This is a genomic window from Scytonema sp. PCC 10023 (assembly GCF_963920835.1).
Classification (GTDB): domain Bacteria; phylum Cyanobacteriota; class Cyanobacteriia; order Cyanobacteriales; family Nostocaceae; genus Kalymmatonema.
Genome location: NZ_CAWUDP010000058.1, coordinates 1 through 17,099, shown reverse-complemented (window position 1 = coordinate 17,099; position 17,099 = coordinate 1). Strand labels below are relative to the sequence as shown.

Below are 17,099 nucleotides of genomic sequence, written 5' to 3'. Positions count from 1 at the left end.
ACCTGACGATTTCCTCAACATTCCCATATCGGTTGTCCAGATGGGCATTGTCCTAATTCTTTTTCCTCACCGATCAGCTTTTGTACATCAAGATAGGAGGCATTATCGACATTGGAAATCACGTTGTTATTGTTATCTGTGAGTTCAATCATTCTGCCACCACCAGCAACCGATTTATTCAGCAACCGATATAGAATAAGCTGGGGGTTTGTTCCTGGTTTAAGAGTGACTAATACCCCATCAGGCAAACAAGGTCCACCACTGTAACTGGCAACACACAACACAGGTTGACGCTTGAGTTCTCCCGCCCTGATAAACTTCAGTGTGCCGTTTTCATAGAATCGATTAAACCGCTCAGATATTGCCTCACAGCGTTGCCAAGGTGTCCAAGGTGGCGGGAAAGCCATATCAACCCAGCTAATTATTGGTTTATTGCCCCTATCGGTGTTAACGAGAGTTGCTGGATTACCCCTGCTCATACCACAGAAAAATTTACTTGTTTGAGCATAGCTGGGTTGAACATTAATTGCAGTAGAACTTAGTGTGATTGCTATTGCACTTAGGACTTGGACAAATAAAGTGAATTTCATGTTCATTTCACCCCTGATGTCAAAATATTAAAATATAATTATTTTTAATATGATAAGCATAATTTTAATTTCAGTATATATTCAGAGCTATTACTATTATTTTATAAAAAGCATTCGTTTTTGTTAATTTTCTTAATAAAACTTGTCAACTGGAGTTTAGTGGGTCATGAACTTGCAGTTCAGCACTTAATCATACTGACTGAGTTTGACTGATTCAGTCAGTTTAGAACATTCCCACCGCTTTTGCGAGAGGAATGTTCTTTTTCTGAGATAAAGCAGCATTAAATTAAATAACGTTCAGTTACAGCGCATTCACCTATTTTTTTACAAACAGGCTCTAAAAGCGGAAAGTAGTGCGGATAGTACCTACAAAAATCGTATTGTTATCAGCAATATGCCCTGGATTGGTGACAACGAAAAAGCCAGGTGTAATCGAGAGGTTATTGTTGACTTTGAAGCGGTAAAACAACTCGAAGTGGAGCGAAGTAGCTTGATCCTTGCGTCCAAACTGATCTATAGTGCCTCCAGGTCGAGGGGGGTTATCTCGGAGAGACAGTCGGCGATCGTTATCAGTAACTACGACGTTTTCTTCCCCTCTTACCACCTGTTCAGAAAAAGGTACAGCCTGACCTGGGGTTGTCGGTCCAGCATCAACTAATTTGGGCGGCATACCAAACAGAAAAGCTAACAAATCTCCTTCACGCCCAAAAGGATCGGAAAGACCGAGAGAAAATAAGTAAGTCACCGTGTTGCCAAAGGGTTTCTTTCCAGCCTCTCTCACATTAGGTGTGAAGGGATCGTCTCCTTCAAACTCAGGAATCTCCTCTAGGAAGTTAGTAAAAGTCCAACCTCCCCAAGCACCAAAGGTCAGATTCTTTGCCAAACGCCATTGTAATGTTGCACCAATAGCATGGGTTTGAGCAGGGAAATCTCTAAGCTCTACTCCAAGCCCTGGATCGGCATCAGGGTCGTTATTATTAAAGGGGCTTCTTTGATCGGGAAGTCTTCCCCCAGACCATAACCCAGTCGTTTCCGCGTTAACGCTGCCAGTGTAAGTTCCCAGTACACCATTACTCGTGTAGGCATTTACATAAGTTAATCCAGTGATGACATTGTCAAATGGCGTTGCTACCAGCTGCACTCCCAGAACACTACGGTCTGCTCCGATAATTCCTCCATTCGGATCTCCACTATTTCCAGTGCCATAAGCCACTTGGAAGCGCACTTTATCGGACAGCAGCCAGTCAAAACCCACGCCCGCATCCAATACGCTACCAATTTGGAAGATGGGATTAAGTTGACCAAAGCGGGAAATCGAGCCTCTACCTATATCAAAATAGGGAGAGTTAGCTGAGAGTATGCTACTTAAGCTGAACCCATAAGGAATCACACTAAAGACAACGCGATCGCCAAAGGCAGGAAACCGATACTCCAGCACGTCTAGTATCACCTGGTTATCTAAGTCTGCTTGGTAAGAAAGCCGGGACATGTAAGTATTCAGTGACCCAGGATTCGTAAAGCCACCATTATCAAAATTGCCTGTTACTAAATAAGTGCGCAAGCGGTCTTTACCAGTAAATGAGGTCTCTAATCCCAAGCGTGTCAGGTGAGCCAGAACAGTATTAGTTTGTGGGTTACGGGGATTTGAACAGTCAACAGCTCTAGCTCCATAAACATTTGGTTCTGGCAAGCTTCTACATCCCCCTGGTGGATCGCCTCCAAATGCAGCTGCTAGTCCAAAGATTACCTCTCCCCCTAACACTGTTGTCGTCGAAAATTGATTCGCTTCTATTTCTGCTGTGCGAGCTTCAAGAGTATCAACACGACCTCGCAAGGTAGCTAATTCAGCAGCAAACTCTTCTTGTAGTTTCTGCAGTGTTACTAAATCCTCTTTACGGACATTATTTTCTGTACCAGCAGCAATTATTTGATTAATTTTGTCTAAGGCTGCATTTAATCCCGCCGCAAACTCGTAGCGTGTCATAGCACGATTTCCCCGGAAGGTTCCATTTGGATAACCAGCAATTACGCCATACCGTTCTACGAGAGATTGCAATGCTTCAAATGCCCAGTCAGAGGGTTGCACATCCGATAATTGAGATACGGATGTCACTTGACCGATGCTGTCTTGTGGAGTATTTTCTTCATCTTTTAGCTGGGAAACATTAGTCACCCGATCTATTGATTTTTTATCTGATGTGACTGGTTCTTTTTCACTTAATTGAGCTACATTTGTTTGTGTAAATATTTGTAATGTTTCTTCTTCTATTATTGGTTGTTCAACAGCTTCTGCCGCAGCTATAGATAAACTCAAGAAAAATGCTGAAGCACCACTTAAAAGTAAATATTTGATTCCTGTCATTTTCTTAAACTCTCACACTACAAAATAGTCATCAGAAAAACTGATCACCAGCATTTATCACAAGTTGAAAAAAAAAGGGTCAAAAACTGCCAAAATGCAGGATGGCTAAGATTTTTAGCAAAGAACTTCCAAGGAATAAATTACTCAACAAAAATCAATAGTCTACACTGAAACAATAATTTTAATAATTATTGCTAACTGAGTATTTTATTTATTGGATGTGCCCAATTTAAAAATATGACCCCAAAATCAAAAGATTTTATCCCAGAACAATTTTAATTTGAACAAGTAGAGTCCGCAAGAGTTATATAGCAATCCTAAATCATTCGTAAAATTCTCTCTTCTCTCTTTTCTTGGTGTCCTAGCCTACTGCACGCCGCTGCGCGTCTAAGGCGACTAAAGCCCTCCGGGCATGCGCCTTCGGCGTAGGGCGGTAGCCTGCGGTATGCCGCTACGTGTCTACGTTTAAAAAATAATTTTTTACAATTCATTTACAATTGCTATAGTGAATTTTCAGGGTGGCTTAAACCGTGGTCAAGCTTAACTCCATAACTTCATGTTTACTGCCTGATTTTAACTTCATGTTTACTGCCTGATTTTTAAATACCTATCCTTGAAAGCCCAGCCTCCCCCGCTCCAAAAGCTTTCTTTACACTTCTTGACTGCTGCTGTTCTTGTTGGGGTAGTGTGGCTGTTGTTGCCACCAGGGGCAAACTAAACAGTATAGTTTAGCTAGGCGACAAACAAAGTTTTGAATTTTGTTGAGAAGTCGGAACTTGACCCATATTTGTGACAATTCGATGCTTTAAAAATATAAAATAATACACAAGTTTGCCAAAAAAATCTACTCTAGCAATTATCTACAGTCAGTTAACAACAACCTATATTAAGTCAAACGTTCCAACTTTGTTTATTCTTCAGAAAAATAATTTTTTGCCATCCCCTAACTAATTTCCTTGGGTGGTAGCCAGTTGAACGACCTAGTTGACTTTGTAGTTTGGCTGCATGATAACTTTCCACAAAGTTAAGAAATACTGATTTTTGTTGTTGTTTACTTTGTGGATGAGATAACTAAACCTATATTTAACGCTCAATAAGCTGCTGAATAATGAAAACTCATTATTAACCCTCTCTTAAGAAACCTTGCGATTTCTTAGGAGAGGGTTAATTGGGTAGTTAAAGACAAAAAGAACGGAAATGCTGTTCGTACAAGTATCAAAGTACAATAGCTTAGAGGTGATCAACTATGAGATTTTACAGGCATTTAGCTACTGTTGTACTAACAATAGCTATAGTAATAGCGATCGCATTTATTCATACATTTGCTTTTGCACTTCCAGAACACGAAGTCGATGCAATTGCGTCCCAAACTACCGTATTAATTGCACCAGCCTTACAAGAAGGGGATATAAAGGCACGCAGGGAGTGGGATCCAGGTTCTGGGGTGGTTGTAGCACGAAAAGGTAAAACTTATTACGCACTCACAGCACTCCATCTTGTGCAAACTAAAGGGTTTTATGGAGTACGCACGAGTGACGGAAAAGTACACTTCTTAGAACATAACGAAGATAATCGCACCATTCAAGCTTTAGGTAGGGAAGAGGGGGAACTAAGAACAAAAGTTAAAGGTTTTGATTTAGCGCTAGTCAAATTTGAGAGTGAACACGACTATCCTGTTGCTCCTTTGGGAAATTCTGAGAAACTTAGAAGCAAAGATGTATTATATGTTTCTGGTTGGCCTGTACCCCAAAATCAAACTTCTCGCCGAGAACGGGTTACAGAAGTCACATCATTAAATCAAATTAATTCTCAACCTCATTCTGAAGGCGGCTATAGTTTAGCTTACAACATTCAAACCCGTCAGGGTATGGATGGAGGTCCGGTATTTAGTCAAGATGGACAAGTTGTTGCTATTCACCGAAGCGATCGCTCAAATGAACATGGATATTGTCTTGAGCGAAAACTGAGCGGAAATAATAGTTGTGGTGTGCAAATAAGCCATATCTTACAAGCGATCGAAGCAGAGGATATGCGCTTGAGTTTTGAGCGCGGCTCGATAGCACCAAAAGTAATTGCACAGGGAATAGCAAATAAATCAACAGCGGATGTAATTGCAAATGTTTACAAGTTGTTTACCTTTGATTTAGATGCAATGTTGAGAAATAAGCCTTCTTTGGGATGTGGCAGTCTATTACTAGGGGATAAATGTCCAAGCAGGCGGATATAGAAAGTATATTCTGTGTAATGCCCACCAGAACAAGAGTTGGGTGGGCATCACCTACTGCTACTCCCAGCAGGTAGCAATAGTTATAGTACAAATGTAATACAAAAAATCTATCAATGTCCACTCTTTCGCTAGATGAAGCGTGGTAGTGTGAAGAAATATATTAAAATTTGTAAATAAAATCACACTAGCTTAAAAAACTCAGTGTAGTCAAAAACTATCCTATGGCAGTTCGTGAAGATACTATTTGGGAACGTTTTCTCTCCCCTGTAATGCGTTTGCTTATCGATGAAGAGGGGTTACGGCGATATGCGAAGAGTGTTGATTGGGAAAAAGAAAGCAGCCGCTTTAGACGCGGTGATGTAACAATTCCCACATACTACAGCAGCCAAAACTTTCATGGAATTGAGCGTGGATATCTCAATTCTGGTGCGGCGGTTAGTTACGATCCGATTACGCAATACGTTCTCGCGCCTAATGAAACCATAGTACGTCAGGCTTTAATTGATAACATCAAGGTACAACCGCGACGAATTCTTGATTTAGGGTGCGGTACAGGTTCGACAACTTTGATGTTAAAGCAGGCTTTTCCCCAAGCAGAAGTCGTCGGCTTGGACTTATCGCCTTATATGTTGGTACGTGCTTCCCACAAAGCTAATAGTGCTGGTTTAGACATTGTCTGGCGACATGGAAATGCAGAAAAGACAAGTTTACCGGATGCTTCTTTTGACTTGGTAACGGCTTCTTTGTTATTCCATGAAACACCAACAGCAGTATCTCAAGCAATTTTACGAGAGTGTTTCCGGTTGCTGGTGGCGGGTGGACAAGTGTTGATTCTGGATGGAAATCAAAAGACTCTGCGTCAGTTAGACTGGCTGAATAATGTTTTTGAGGAGCCGTACATTCGCGAATATACTGCTGGAAGTGTGGATGCGTGGATGGGTGCAGCAGGATTTGAAGCGGTGCAAACCCAGGATGTATGGTGGATAAATCAAGTTACAAGTGGGGTGAAACCAATTTCATCTAAGGATGTTAGTATTCAAACAAATGTACGGCGTTACACTCCTGCACAGGTAGACAACAAAGTGGATAATGAAGATTTGCAGGGCTTTCCATCACCAGCTTTTGACACAACAGCATGAGTTTAAAGGCAGTTTTATTTGATTTCAATGGTGTCATCATTAATGATGAATCAATCCACGAGCGACTGATAGAGCAACTTCTGCTTGAGGAAAACCTCACCCTCAAGCGTGGTGAGTTGCGCCAAGTTTGTCTGGGACGGAGCGATCGCGCTTGTCTACAAGAGTTGCTAGCTAGTCGCGGGCGTGTGGTTAATGATAGCTATTTAACTCAGTTGCTTAAGCGCAAAGCACAAGGGTATGCTCTGGAACTAGAAAAAATCGAAAAACTGCCTTTGTACCTTGGTTTAGATGACTTGATATCTCAGGTGCATTCCCGTAATCTCAAACTAGGGATAGTCAGTGGTGCTATCCGCAAAGAAATAGAGGTAGTACTTGATCGCGCTCAACTGGCTGAACATTTTCAAGTTGTTGTCGCAGGTGATGACATTACCAGCAGTAAACCAGAACCAGATGGTTATTTGCTTGCTGTGGAACGTCTCAACCAGGAATATCCTGATTTAAATCTTCAACCACATGAGTGTCTAGCAATTGAAGATACTTTTGCGGGTATCCAAGCTGCAAAAAAAGCGGGTATGCAAGTGGTTGGTGTCGCGAATACTTACCCATTCCATATGCTTCAACGTCAAGCAAACTGGACAGTGGATGATTTCACTGACTTGGAACTGGAACGGGTACAGGAAGTTTTTTCTCAAAAAGAATTGCAACGTACTACAGGTGAATGATACTATAATAAATTGGGTGTCTTTAACCGGGGAATTAGCTCAGTTGGTAGAGTGCTGCGATCGCACCGCAGAGGTCACGAGTTCGAATCTCGTATTCTCCATGTGTACATTAAATAATTATTGTCAGTTTTAAAGAATTATTGTCCATTTTTACGAAGTTCAGGGACATTAGTTACGTATTTTCGTGACTTTCAGCAATCAAATCAGTTTTAAAGAATTGTTGTCCAGAGTTGAAACCAGTTTTAAAGAATTCTTGTCCAAAATCAACTTGTAAAACTCGGCTAAATATATGTTCTCTAATTTAATAGATTACAGCAAGCCCAAGGCTCTTGAATTACAAGAGTAGCTTTAAAGCGCTTTATTTGCAGTCTAACGCACTGCCAGAGGCGATCGCCCAATTTTTAGCCATTCTGTTTACAGTTGCACCTCATCACTCTTGCTGCCCCTATGCCGCTATCAACTCCCGAAAGGCTAGTTTTTTTTCCTATTGAAAGTTTAACTGTTACTACCGATAATAGTAATGCTCTGTCATGCAGTATATAGTCTTAAACTCAAAAAATTATAGTTGCTTGCTATGACCAGACCGCAAATTGTCGTCAGAATTCCCCCAGACCTTTTAGAAAAGCTCAATAATTACACTGAGCAGACTGGTGCATCTAAGACTGAGGTGGTGATTGGAGCTTTAGCGCATTATCTCGGGTATGTAGAACATTTGCCACTGACTCAAAGGATAGCGGAACTCGAAGCGCGGATGGTAACTCTGGAAGCTTTAGTCAAAGCTGATTAAATCGAAAGCAGTTTCATACAGTTGATTTTATGTCAGAAGAAATCTCAACCCCAGAAAAAATCTGGATCATTGTCGAAGAAACATCCCAAACAGAGACGACGACTGGTTCCAGAAGCGGTCGTGATACAGGAGGAAGACTGGGAGAAACGAGGGAAGTCGAAATCACTGAAGAAGCCGTTAGCACTAAACACAGAGCAGTAGAAGTCGCCAAACTCAAAGAGGAAATGCAAGGATTTCTGCAAGCAATGAAAGAAATACTCGAGGAAGCTGAGCAACCTAGTGCCAAAATTCAGCTTGACGAAGTCCAGCTATCAGTGGAAATCAATGGAGAAGGAAAAGTCAGCTTATTTGGCGTTGGTGGAAAAGCTGGAGGTAAAGGCGCTATGACTTTTAAGTTTAAGCGGAAATAATCGCACCTAAATATAAAATGGGTAAGAACTGGGCAATTGTTATTGGGATCAACAATTACGATAACCTCCAACCACTCAAGTATGCCAAGCGAGATGCTGAAGTGATGGCTGCGTGGTTTAAGGAGGAAGCTCAGTTTGAGAAAATTTTCCTTTTTACAGAAGACTCTCCCCCCATTCCAAACAATCCACCAATACCAACCCAACCGACCTTTGGTCGCCTACGGCGATTTTTGCAAACACAGTTTGAGAACACTGAAAAAACCTTGTTAAAGCCAGGGGATAACCTCTGGTTCTTTTTTGCAGGTCATGGTAGGCGTTTTGCAGACCAAGATTATCTCATGCTTCCAGACAGCAACCCAGCAGAGGTAGAAAATACAGCGATTTCTGTTGACTACGTAACACAACGACTACGCCGTAGTGGAGCAGATAACGTCGTGTTGTTTTTGGATGCGTGTCGGGATCAAGGCGATCGCATGGGATTGGGAATTGGTGAAGAAAGACATCAAGGAGTCATCACCTTTTATTCCTGCACTGCTAATCAGCAGTCTTGGGAAATTGAGGAATTACAACATGGCTCATTTACCCATACATTGTTACAAGGACTGCGACTACAGGGAGAAGCTAATTGTGCCACAGTAGAGCGTCTAGAACAATATTTGCGTTACCAAGTCCCCCAGTTGAATGTTCGCTATGGTAAGCCCGCACAAAATCCTTACTTACGGGCAGAACCGCCCTACAAGATGTACTTTATTTTACTAGAGCAAGCTGCCAGACTCAAGGATGTAGAGCCATTAAAGTTCCAGGCATCTCTAGCTGAAAATAAAGGTGATTTGTTATTAGCCAAACAATTATGGGTGAGAGTTTTGGCAGTATCGCGTGGTGATTGGGATGCAGTTGATGGTCTTGAAAGGATTGCCCTACGTCAACGAGCAAGTTCTGAACCTATAATCTCAATCTCTAAGCCTGTCACTTCATCGCCAAGCGGAGATAGGTCAGTAACTTCTGAACCAACCCAAGAATCACAAATTGCTCAACAGGAGGCGCACCGCCAGAATTTAGTTCGCTACAAACAAGAGTTTACCAAAGCTATTGAGGGAGAATTTCCCCTGAGTGAGGTGACTCGTAGTCAACTCAAACAGTTGCAGCAATCTTTGCAACTCAAGGATGAAGAAATATCGCAGGTTGAACAGCCACTGGTTACTCAAAAGCAAGCGGAATACAAAAAACGACAAGAAGAAGAGAGAATAAGGCAGCAACAAGAAGCAGAGAGATTACGGCGACAGCAGCAAGCAGAACAGCTCAAGCAACAGGAGGCAGAAAGACTCCGACAGCAACAAGAAGCAGAAAATCGGCAGAAGTCACAGCAGTATGAGCAGGAAAGTAATCCTTCCTCCCCACAACAAGCCACAACTATTACAACTCCATTGCGAATAAGCCGAAAACGGTTTTTGCAGTTCGCTGGCTTGGGAGGTGCAGGCTTAGTCACAGCAGTGGTAGGTCGTGAGATTTTTAAGGGTCAATCACTAATTGAAACCGTGACGATGGATGAAAAGGAGCAAGTAGTTAAACGCGAGCTCATTAAGCAAGCCAAGTTCTTTAAGGAGGACTTGGGTAATAACGTAACTCTAGAGATGGTTGAGATTCCTGCTGGTTCTTTTAAGATGGGTTCACCACCAGGGGAACAGGGTCGCAGCCAAAACGAAGGACCGCAGCATACGGTCAACGTACCTTCTTTTTTTATGGGGAAGTTTGAAGTCACTCAGGAACAGTATCAGCCAGTGATGGGTAAAAACCCATCCAAATTTGAGGGAGCAAAACGTCCTGTAGAGACAGTATCTTGGAATGATGCAGTGGAGTTTTGCAAAAAACTCAGCCAAAAGACAGGACGCACCTATAGATTGCCCAGTGAAGCAGAATGGGAATACGCAGCTCGCGCAGGCACAACTACACCGTTTCATTTTGGTGAGACGGTGACAACTGAGTTAGCCAACTATGACGGAAATTACACTTATGCTTCTGCACCAAAAGGCAAATATCGAGAACAAACGACAGAAGTAGGAAGTTTTCCCCCTAACGCCTTTGGTTTATACGATATGCACGGGAATGTTTGGGAGTGGTCTGCTGATACCTGGCATGACAGCTATGAACGAGCGCCTGTTGATGGCAAGGCATGGATTGATAATAATAATCCATTCCGAGTGCTGCGGGGCGGTTCCTGGAACTTCAGTCCTGGGAACTGCCGTTCTGCGTCTCGCAACCACTTCAACGTCCGCGACGTCCACTACAACTTTATTGGTTTTCGTGTTGTCTGCGCGTTCGGGAGGACTTCTTAGCCCTTGACACTTTTGCGCTTTTACCCTCTACTCTTCTTTCCTTTACTCTTTGCAAGCGTAGCGGAGCGGAGCGATCTAAATTTATTTTTTTACAAATTTAATAGCATAAACACAAGCAAGCTTTGATTTCTTCCCATCGGCAACGGTAGAGGCATACAAGATATTAAATCGTTGTTGACGCGATCGGCGAAGCCGCGTCCTTCGGGCGATCGCTTTCATCCTAAATCCTCATAATTTGTAAACTGTAGTAGCCCAAAACGACAGTTTTTGTTTACTGCTGTAGCCATTATATGAGTGATAAGGGTAATAAAGAAACAAAAATATATATTTATGTTGCAGATGTGATATCTGTTGCCTGGAATCAAGATAGAGGAAAACTTTTAAAGCGATTGCGTGGAAAAAAATCGCGACAGAAACTGGTTGATGAAATTGCTGCCAAAGGAGGCGAATGCTCGCATCAGAATCTCAAGAAACTAGAGTATGGGGAGTCTGAAAGTGTTTCTCTTAAAGTCTTAGAAGCTATTTGCACCGCTTTAGAAATATCCCTAAATGATTTCCTCAGCACTGTTGAAGTTACCAGCTAAAACTGTCGATTCGCTTTTGCTTGTATTTGTATACTATAGTAGCTAATATGAAGAATGAAATCAAAAAGGCAATCGCAATCTCTTCTCGGAGGGCGATCGCCTATATTATCTATCCTGCTAGCCCTCAACCTCAGCGCCCAGGATTTGGAGCCATCAAGGGTAGCGGCGAAATATTGGGAGACGTGATTGCTCTAGTAATCCCTCAAACGTCTGAATCACGGATTAGACAGATTCAAGGATGACACGGAGTCAGAATCTGTGTCATCTTGTAATCCGTGAACATCTGTGATACGGATTAGACAGATTCAAGGATGACATGGAGTTAAAATCTGCGTCATCTTGTAATCGGTGAAAATCTGTGATGCGGATTAGACAGATTCAAGGATGACACGGAGTTAGAATCTGTGTCATCTTGTGATTGATCAAAATCCGTGATTTAGAAAATGAGTAGCTTAAAATACGCTGACATCACCCAAAAAATTATTGGAGCCTCCTTTGAAGTCCATAAATTTTTAGGCAACGGCTTCCAAGAAGTTATCTACCAACGCGCTCTAAGCTACGAGATGCGTCAAGCAAGACTAGAATTTGCCCGCGAAATAGAACAGCACATTTACTATAAAAACCTACTCGAACCTATCGGTACACGCAGAGCCGACTTTGTAGTTGAAAACAAAATACTCGTAGAACTAAAAGCCGTCATCCAACTCGAAGATGTTCACCTAGCCCAAGCCCTCAACTATTTAAAAGCCTATAGATTAGAAGTTGGATTACTGATAAACTTTGGTAGCAAAAGCCTAACCTTCAAAAGGCTTGTAATGTAGAACACGGATTAGACGGATTAAAGGATGACACGGAAAAAACTTACTTGCACAGCAAAGAATCTCATGAATAACCTGTCTACTTCATCTTAATCATCTGTGTAATCTCGTAATCCGTATCAATCCGTGATTCAGACAATGGGGGAAATGTGATATTTAAGATTTACTTTATCACTAATAATAGGCAGTGGACTAACCCTTCAACTCCCCAAACTTGGGACTCCACCACCCTTTAGCAGTGGTAAAATAAGCGACATCCTTATGTTTTTGGTCATTTCGAGATTTAGAATCGGAACAGCGAAGCATTGTCTTACTCTGTCCGTCTTTCGTGTAACTGTACTCTTCCAGAGGTTTCTTACACACTGGACATGGATATGTCGTTATATTGACTGGAGTTTTTGCGGAATTTGCTGATTTGGTTGCTTGAGAACGAGGTGCTTCCCAAGTCTTAGTGCGATCGCTCCAAAACAGGACAGTATCTTCACACCCGCTGAGACATTTGAGAAAGTATTTCTTTGTAACCTTACTGCTGGGAATTTTCGCTAAGTAGTTCTTACACTGAGGGCAACGAGTTCTGGAAGTCTGAAATTTGCGTTCAGCGACAGGAGATGCTTTCGCCCCATTTGATGAACTGACAACTGAACTGACAACGACAGTTTTTGCTTTTGCCAAAGCTGGTGCAAAATAATTCTGGTTCCAATTTGTCAGGTAGTGCTGCCAAGGCTGTTTCCCTGAAGCAATTGCGTCTAAGGCATCCTCCATCTTTGCAGTGAATTCTGTTTGCAACAAATCTGGTAATGCTTTCTGCAAAAAAGCATCGACTTCCATACCTAAAGTTGTCGGCTGTAGGTTTTCTTTTGTGAGCTGGACATAACTTCGTTTCTTAAGCGTCGCAATTGTGGGAGAATAAGTACTAGGACGACCAATGCCTTTACGCTCCATCAGTTGTACGAGTTTTGGTTCGCTGTAGCGGGGTGGCGGCTGGGTCTTTTTCTTCTCGTGACCTGCATTCTCCAAAGTCAGCATTTGCCCTTGTTGCAAGTTTGGCAGCATTGTATCCTTGCTGAGGTTCGACCAGTACCGGGCATAACCGTAAAACTCTATGACTTGTCCTCTCGCTTGCCAGAGAATTTGACCAGACTGAGTGATGACGAGAGTTTTCCGGAGTTGGGCTGGGCGACATTGGGAGGCGATCGCCCGTTTCCAAATCAACACATATAAGTTAAACTCGTCTGTAGAAAGTTGTACTCGCAATTCAGTTGAAGGACGAAACACATCCGTTGGTCGAATTGCCTCATGAGCTTCCTGAGCCGTTTTATTGCTACGATGTTTGGCAACAGAAGGCGGCACATTCTCTGGGTCATTCTGCTCTAACCACTTGCGGGCACTCGCGCAGAACTCTGGACTCAGCATAACTGAATCTGTTCGCATATATGTAATTAACCCCGCCTCATACAACTTTTGAGCCACCTGCATAGTTTTTTCAGGAGCAAATTTCAACCTCGAACCAGCAGCTTGCTGAAGAGTAGAAGTGATAAAGGGTGGAGGTGGTTGGCGGTTGGCGATTTTCCCCTCGTATTGGACAACTTGGTGAGGATAGCGTTTCGCTTCCTCAACTAAGCGTGTTGCTTCTGCTTCCGAAAGAACGCGAGTAGACTCGGTGACTTCTGTGCTGTTAACTGCCGCGTCATCATGAACTTCAGCTTCCTGTGGTGCTTCCGACGGAGTACCCACCTTACCTTTGTAGAAAGCGCGGAATCCTTCCGCATAATCAACCCAGACACTCCAATAATCTTGCGGCACAAAAGACTGAATTTCCCTCTCGCGCTGGCAAATCAGGTGCAGGGTAGCACTTTGAACTCGTCCGACACTCTTCGCGCCATTATTCAACGCCCAAACCAGCGGGCTTCCCTTGTAACCGACAAGCTTGTCAAGACAATCGCGACACAATCCTGCTCCCACTAAGTTGAGGTCAAGTTCTCTGGGATTGGCGATCGCACTTTTCACCGCAGACTCTGTAATCTCCGTGTAGACGACTCGTTTCGGTTGCTTCAAACCCAAAGCTTCCTTGAGATGCCAAGCGATCGTTTCGCCCTCTCGATCTGGATCAGTGGCTAAGACAACTTCATTAACCTGGCGAACCGCAGCCTTAAGTTGTTGAATCGTTTCCTTTGCTTGCTGGTTGCGAGCTACATAGCGACATTGTACACTGCTGCCATCCAAGGTAAAACCCAGCGAATCCTCACCTTCATCGCTAAGTTCTCGAATGTGACCACAACTAGCACGAACAATCCACTCCGAACCCAGAATTTGACTGAGCTTTTTGACTTTACCGGGGGATTCGACCACTAGAAGGCGTTTAGGCATGGCACCTTATTTTGGGATGCAATCTACACAGTAGGTTCTTAGTTTTTTATACTACACTTGTTTTGACTTTCGTTATGTGTTTGATTGGTTAAATCTGTAGTAAGGACTTCAGTCCTTCTTTTCGTGGAAGAGGAGTAAAGTCCTCACTACAAACTTAGTAAGGTTATTTAATCGGACATGATATAAATCATTACGAGTTACTAATTTGTTTAGCCAGCCAAACCCGAAAGTGAGAATGATATAAGCTGTAAGTGGTTTCTTTGCCGACGCCCTGGTGTAGGAACTCAAGCCAATTTTCTAGAATTTCCGCCACATCATATTCATCTTCATCAATTATTTGGGTAATCGCTTTTGCTGACATTCCTCCGGTTTCCGCAGAAGTCAGGACACTAAGCACTTTCAACGCAACATCAGACAAACCCTCACCTTTTATCTTCTGCCAATGCTGCTGGTAATATGCTTCTAAACCTGAGGGAATTCTATCAAATTGGTAGGGTGCCGAGTAAAAACCCCCAGTAATGGCATTCAAAATATGGTGCAGATACATAAAATTATTTTCGCTTTCCGTAGTGAGGCGTGCAATCAATTCTTCCTCACGTATATGTGAACTATCCCCACTTTCTACTCCCCTCTCTGCTTGCGGAGAGGGGCTGGGGGTGAGGTACTGCCGAATGTATGCTTGCACATCTTCCCGGTTTTGTTCTGGATACTCCGATAAATCAAGAATTTGCGACGGTGCTTCAATTAACAAACCAGATTTTTCTCTTTTGAAAGGACGGCGTGTGAGAATAAAATAGACCCCATCCGGCAGATATCTGGGAAGATAAAACAGATTTGTACCTAGAGGTTGGACGCTACGGTCAATCGCGTCTAAGGCATCAATAGCAATTATTAAGCGTTGATGGGGTTCTAGGCGATAAGCCGGAGGCTTGACGCTCCGCGTATCGCTAATTTTCTGGAGTAGCAGCGAAAGAAACCAACTTCCCTCTGTGGCGTTGTCGGGTATTGGGTGTAAAGACGTTTCATGAAACGTCTCTACAAGGTTAGTACACACAGTTGTGAGAAATTCCTCAGCCCGATTTTTGCCCTCAACTTGGGCATTGTAATAAACAACATTACTGTTTTCCGTCGCATACTTGGCGAGGATAGCACTTTTGCCGCTACCGGGTACACCAACAATGGTGAAGTAACCCCGCTTGTGACGGTGAAGAAATTCGCTGATAGCGCTGAAGACAAAAGGGCGATTGCTAAAATTTTGGCTTTTTTCGAGAATGACTTGTTGAAATTGGGTTGGGTAGGAGGCGGAATTGATGGGGGCTTGGGAAGGTGGGGTTTTCATGGTTACGCCTCCATGCCTTCTAGCCGGAGGAAATGCAAGCGCCCGGATGCTTCACCTGCCACAATTGTTACGCCATCTGGGGCAACAGCGCAGCATTTGATTTCAGTTTCTCCTGTGAAACTAGCAATTTCTTTCCTAGACTGCAAATCCCAGACTTTAATTGTTTTGTCATGCGAACCAGAAATCACGTACTTGCCATCCGGCGTGACGGCGACTGCATTCACCGAGTCAGTATGACCGCCGAGAGTAAACTTTACTTTACCAGAGTGCAAATCCCAGACTTTAAGTGTTGAGTCAAGCGAACCAGAAATCACGTATTTACCATCCAGCGTGACGGCGACTGCATTCACCGAGTCAGTATGACCGCCGAGGGTAAACTTTTCTTCACCAGAGTGCAAATCCCAGACTTTGAGTGTAGAGTCAAACGAACCAGAAATCACGTACTTGCTATCCGGGGTGACGGCGACTGCATTCACCGAGTCAATATGACCGTCGAGAGTAAACTTTACTTTACCAGAGTGCAAATCCCAGACTTTAAGTGTTGAGTCGTCACGCGAAGCAGAAATCACGTACTTGCTATCCGGGGTAACGGCACCTGCATTCACCCTGCGATTATGATCGCTGAGGGTAAAAAATTTTCTTAGAATATTTATTTGTTTTATTCGGTGCCAAAAAAATATTAGGTTCCAAAAAAAAGGGAAAAACCGTCTCTCCGGTTGCAAATCCCAAACTTTGATTGTAGAGTTATTGGAACCAGAAATCACGTATTTGCCATCACTGGTAACGACGACTGCATTCACTCGGCGACTATGACCGCCGAGAGTAAACTTTACTTTACCAGAGTGCAAATCCCAGACTTTAAGTGTTGCAGCAGAACCAGAAATCACATACTTGCCATCTGGGGTGACAGCGACTGCATTCACCGAGCGACTATGACCGCCGAGAGTAAACTTTACTTTATCAGAGTGCAAATCCCAGACTTTGAGTGTTGAGTCACCCGAAGCAGAAATCACGTACTTGCCATCGCTGGTGACGGCGACTGCATTCACCCAGTCAGTATGACCGCTGAGGGTAAAAAATTTTCTTAGAGTATTTATTTGTTTTATTAGGTTCCAAAAAAAAGGGAAAAACCGTCTCTCCGGTTGCAAATCCCAGACTTTGAGTGTAGAGTCACGCGAACCAGAAATCACGTACTTGCAATCTGGGGTGACGGCGACTGCATTCACCGAGTCACTATGACCGCGCAGAGTAAACTTTACTTTACGAGATTCCAAATCCCAGACTTTGAGTATAGAGCCATGCGAATCAGAAATCACATACTTGCCATCGCTGGTGACGGCGACTGCATCCAATGAGGCATAATGATCGCGCAGAGTAAACTTTACTTTACGAGATTCCAAATCCCAGACTTTGAGTGTAGA

15 protein-coding genes and 1 tRNA gene are annotated in these 17,099 nt (G+C 43.1%); 10 read left to right on the top strand and 6 right to left on the bottom strand.

The features are described 5' to 3' along the window. Positions 1-14 precede the first annotated feature (14 nt). Together ACM0OZ_RS29585 and ACM0OZ_RS29580 are read right to left on the bottom strand one after the other, a co-directional pair. Positions 15-590 carry a COP23 domain-containing protein gene (locus ACM0OZ_RS29585; protein WP_414586413.1) on the bottom strand — a complete coding sequence of 192 codons (576 nt, stop codon included), beginning with the start codon at positions 588-590 and terminating at the stop codon, positions 15-17. 337 nt (positions 591-927) lie between these two features. Further along, a complete protein-coding gene (locus ACM0OZ_RS29580; protein ID WP_414586412.1) occupies positions 928-2,952 on the bottom strand; it encodes an iron uptake porin in 2,025 nt (674 codons plus the stop codon). A 1,246-nt stretch (positions 2,953-4,198) separates the two neighbouring features. Between ACM0OZ_RS29580 and ACM0OZ_RS29575 the strand changes: the two genes are divergently transcribed. The 7 genes from ACM0OZ_RS29575 (at position 4,199) to ACM0OZ_RS29545 (ending at position 10,570) form a co-directional block, all read left to right on the top strand. Continuing rightward, complete coding sequence (locus tag ACM0OZ_RS29575; protein WP_414586411.1) at positions 4,199-5,179, top strand: S1 family peptidase; 981 nt, start codon at positions 4,199-4,201, stop codon at positions 5,177-5,179. Between the two features lie 221 nt (positions 5,180-5,400). Then, positions 5,401-6,318, top strand: coding sequence for a class I SAM-dependent methyltransferase (locus tag ACM0OZ_RS29570; RefSeq protein WP_414586410.1), 918 nt, complete (start codon positions 5,401-5,403; stop codon positions 6,316-6,318). Next, on the top strand, positions 6,315-7,040 hold the full coding sequence (locus ACM0OZ_RS29565) for an HAD family hydrolase (RefSeq protein WP_414586409.1): 726 nt from the start codon (positions 6,315-6,317) through the stop codon (positions 7,038-7,040). The genes ACM0OZ_RS29570 and ACM0OZ_RS29565 overlap by 4 nt, the downstream gene beginning before the upstream one ends. Before the next feature lie 28 nt (positions 7,041-7,068). Continuing rightward, positions 7,069-7,141 (top strand) — tRNA-Ala (locus ACM0OZ_RS29560). Positions 7,142-7,614: 473 nt separating this feature from the next. Further along, a complete protein-coding gene (locus ACM0OZ_RS29555; RefSeq protein ID WP_414586408.1) occupies positions 7,615-7,827 on the top strand; it encodes a DNA-binding domain-containing protein in 213 nt (70 codons plus the stop codon). A gap of 29 nt (positions 7,828-7,856) precedes the next feature. After that, positions 7,857-8,237, top strand: coding sequence for a hypothetical protein (locus tag ACM0OZ_RS29550; RefSeq protein WP_414586407.1), 381 nt, complete (start codon positions 7,857-7,859; stop codon positions 8,235-8,237). A gap of 17 nt (positions 8,238-8,254) precedes the next feature. Further along, positions 8,255-10,570 (top strand): SUMF1/EgtB/PvdO family nonheme iron enzyme, encoded by a 2,316-nt coding sequence (locus ACM0OZ_RS29545; RefSeq protein WP_414586406.1) that lies wholly within the window; start codon positions 8,255-8,257, stop codon positions 10,568-10,570. 81 nt (positions 10,571-10,651) lie between these two features. Here ACM0OZ_RS29545 and ACM0OZ_RS29540 read toward each other — a convergent pair whose 3' ends face one another. Next, positions 10,652-10,789 (bottom strand): hypothetical protein, encoded by a 138-nt coding sequence (locus tag ACM0OZ_RS29540; protein WP_414586405.1) that lies wholly within the window; start codon positions 10,787-10,789, stop codon positions 10,652-10,654. A gap of 71 nt (positions 10,790-10,860) precedes the next feature. On the opposite strand from ACM0OZ_RS29540, the gene ACM0OZ_RS29535 reads away from it, so the two are divergent. The 3 genes from ACM0OZ_RS29535 (at position 10,861) to ACM0OZ_RS29525 (ending at position 11,975) form a co-directional block, all read left to right on the top strand. Beyond that, positions 10,861-11,154: a helix-turn-helix domain-containing protein gene (locus ACM0OZ_RS29535; RefSeq protein WP_414586404.1), complete on the top strand. Its 294-nt coding sequence runs from the start codon at positions 10,861-10,863 to the stop codon at positions 11,152-11,154. A gap of 47 nt (positions 11,155-11,201) precedes the next feature. Next, positions 11,202-11,396, top strand: coding sequence for a hypothetical protein (locus tag ACM0OZ_RS29530; protein ID WP_414586403.1), 195 nt, complete (start codon positions 11,202-11,204; stop codon positions 11,394-11,396). A gap of 201 nt (positions 11,397-11,597) precedes the next feature. Beyond that, positions 11,598-11,975 (top strand): GxxExxY protein, encoded by a 378-nt coding sequence (locus tag ACM0OZ_RS29525; RefSeq protein WP_041041002.1) that lies wholly within the window; start codon positions 11,598-11,600, stop codon positions 11,973-11,975. A gap of 189 nt (positions 11,976-12,164) precedes the next feature. On the opposite strand, the gene topA is transcribed toward ACM0OZ_RS29525, so the two are convergent. The 3 genes from topA to ACM0OZ_RS29510 form a co-directional block, all read right to left on the bottom strand. Continuing rightward, positions 12,165-14,339 carry a type I DNA topoisomerase gene (gene topA, locus ACM0OZ_RS29520; protein WP_414586402.1) on the bottom strand — a complete coding sequence of 725 codons (2,175 nt, stop codon included), beginning with the start codon at positions 14,337-14,339 and terminating at the stop codon, positions 12,165-12,167. Positions 14,340-14,529: 190 nt separating this feature from the next. Further along, positions 14,530-15,678, bottom strand: a complete 1,149-nt coding sequence (locus tag ACM0OZ_RS29515) for an ATP-binding protein (protein ID WP_414586401.1) — start codon at positions 15,676-15,678, stop codon at positions 14,530-14,532. 2 nt (positions 15,679-15,680) lie between these two features. Further along, a partial coding sequence (locus ACM0OZ_RS29510) for a WD40 repeat domain-containing protein (protein WP_414586400.1) occupies positions 15,681-17,099 on the bottom strand: 1,419 nt, incomplete at its 5' end.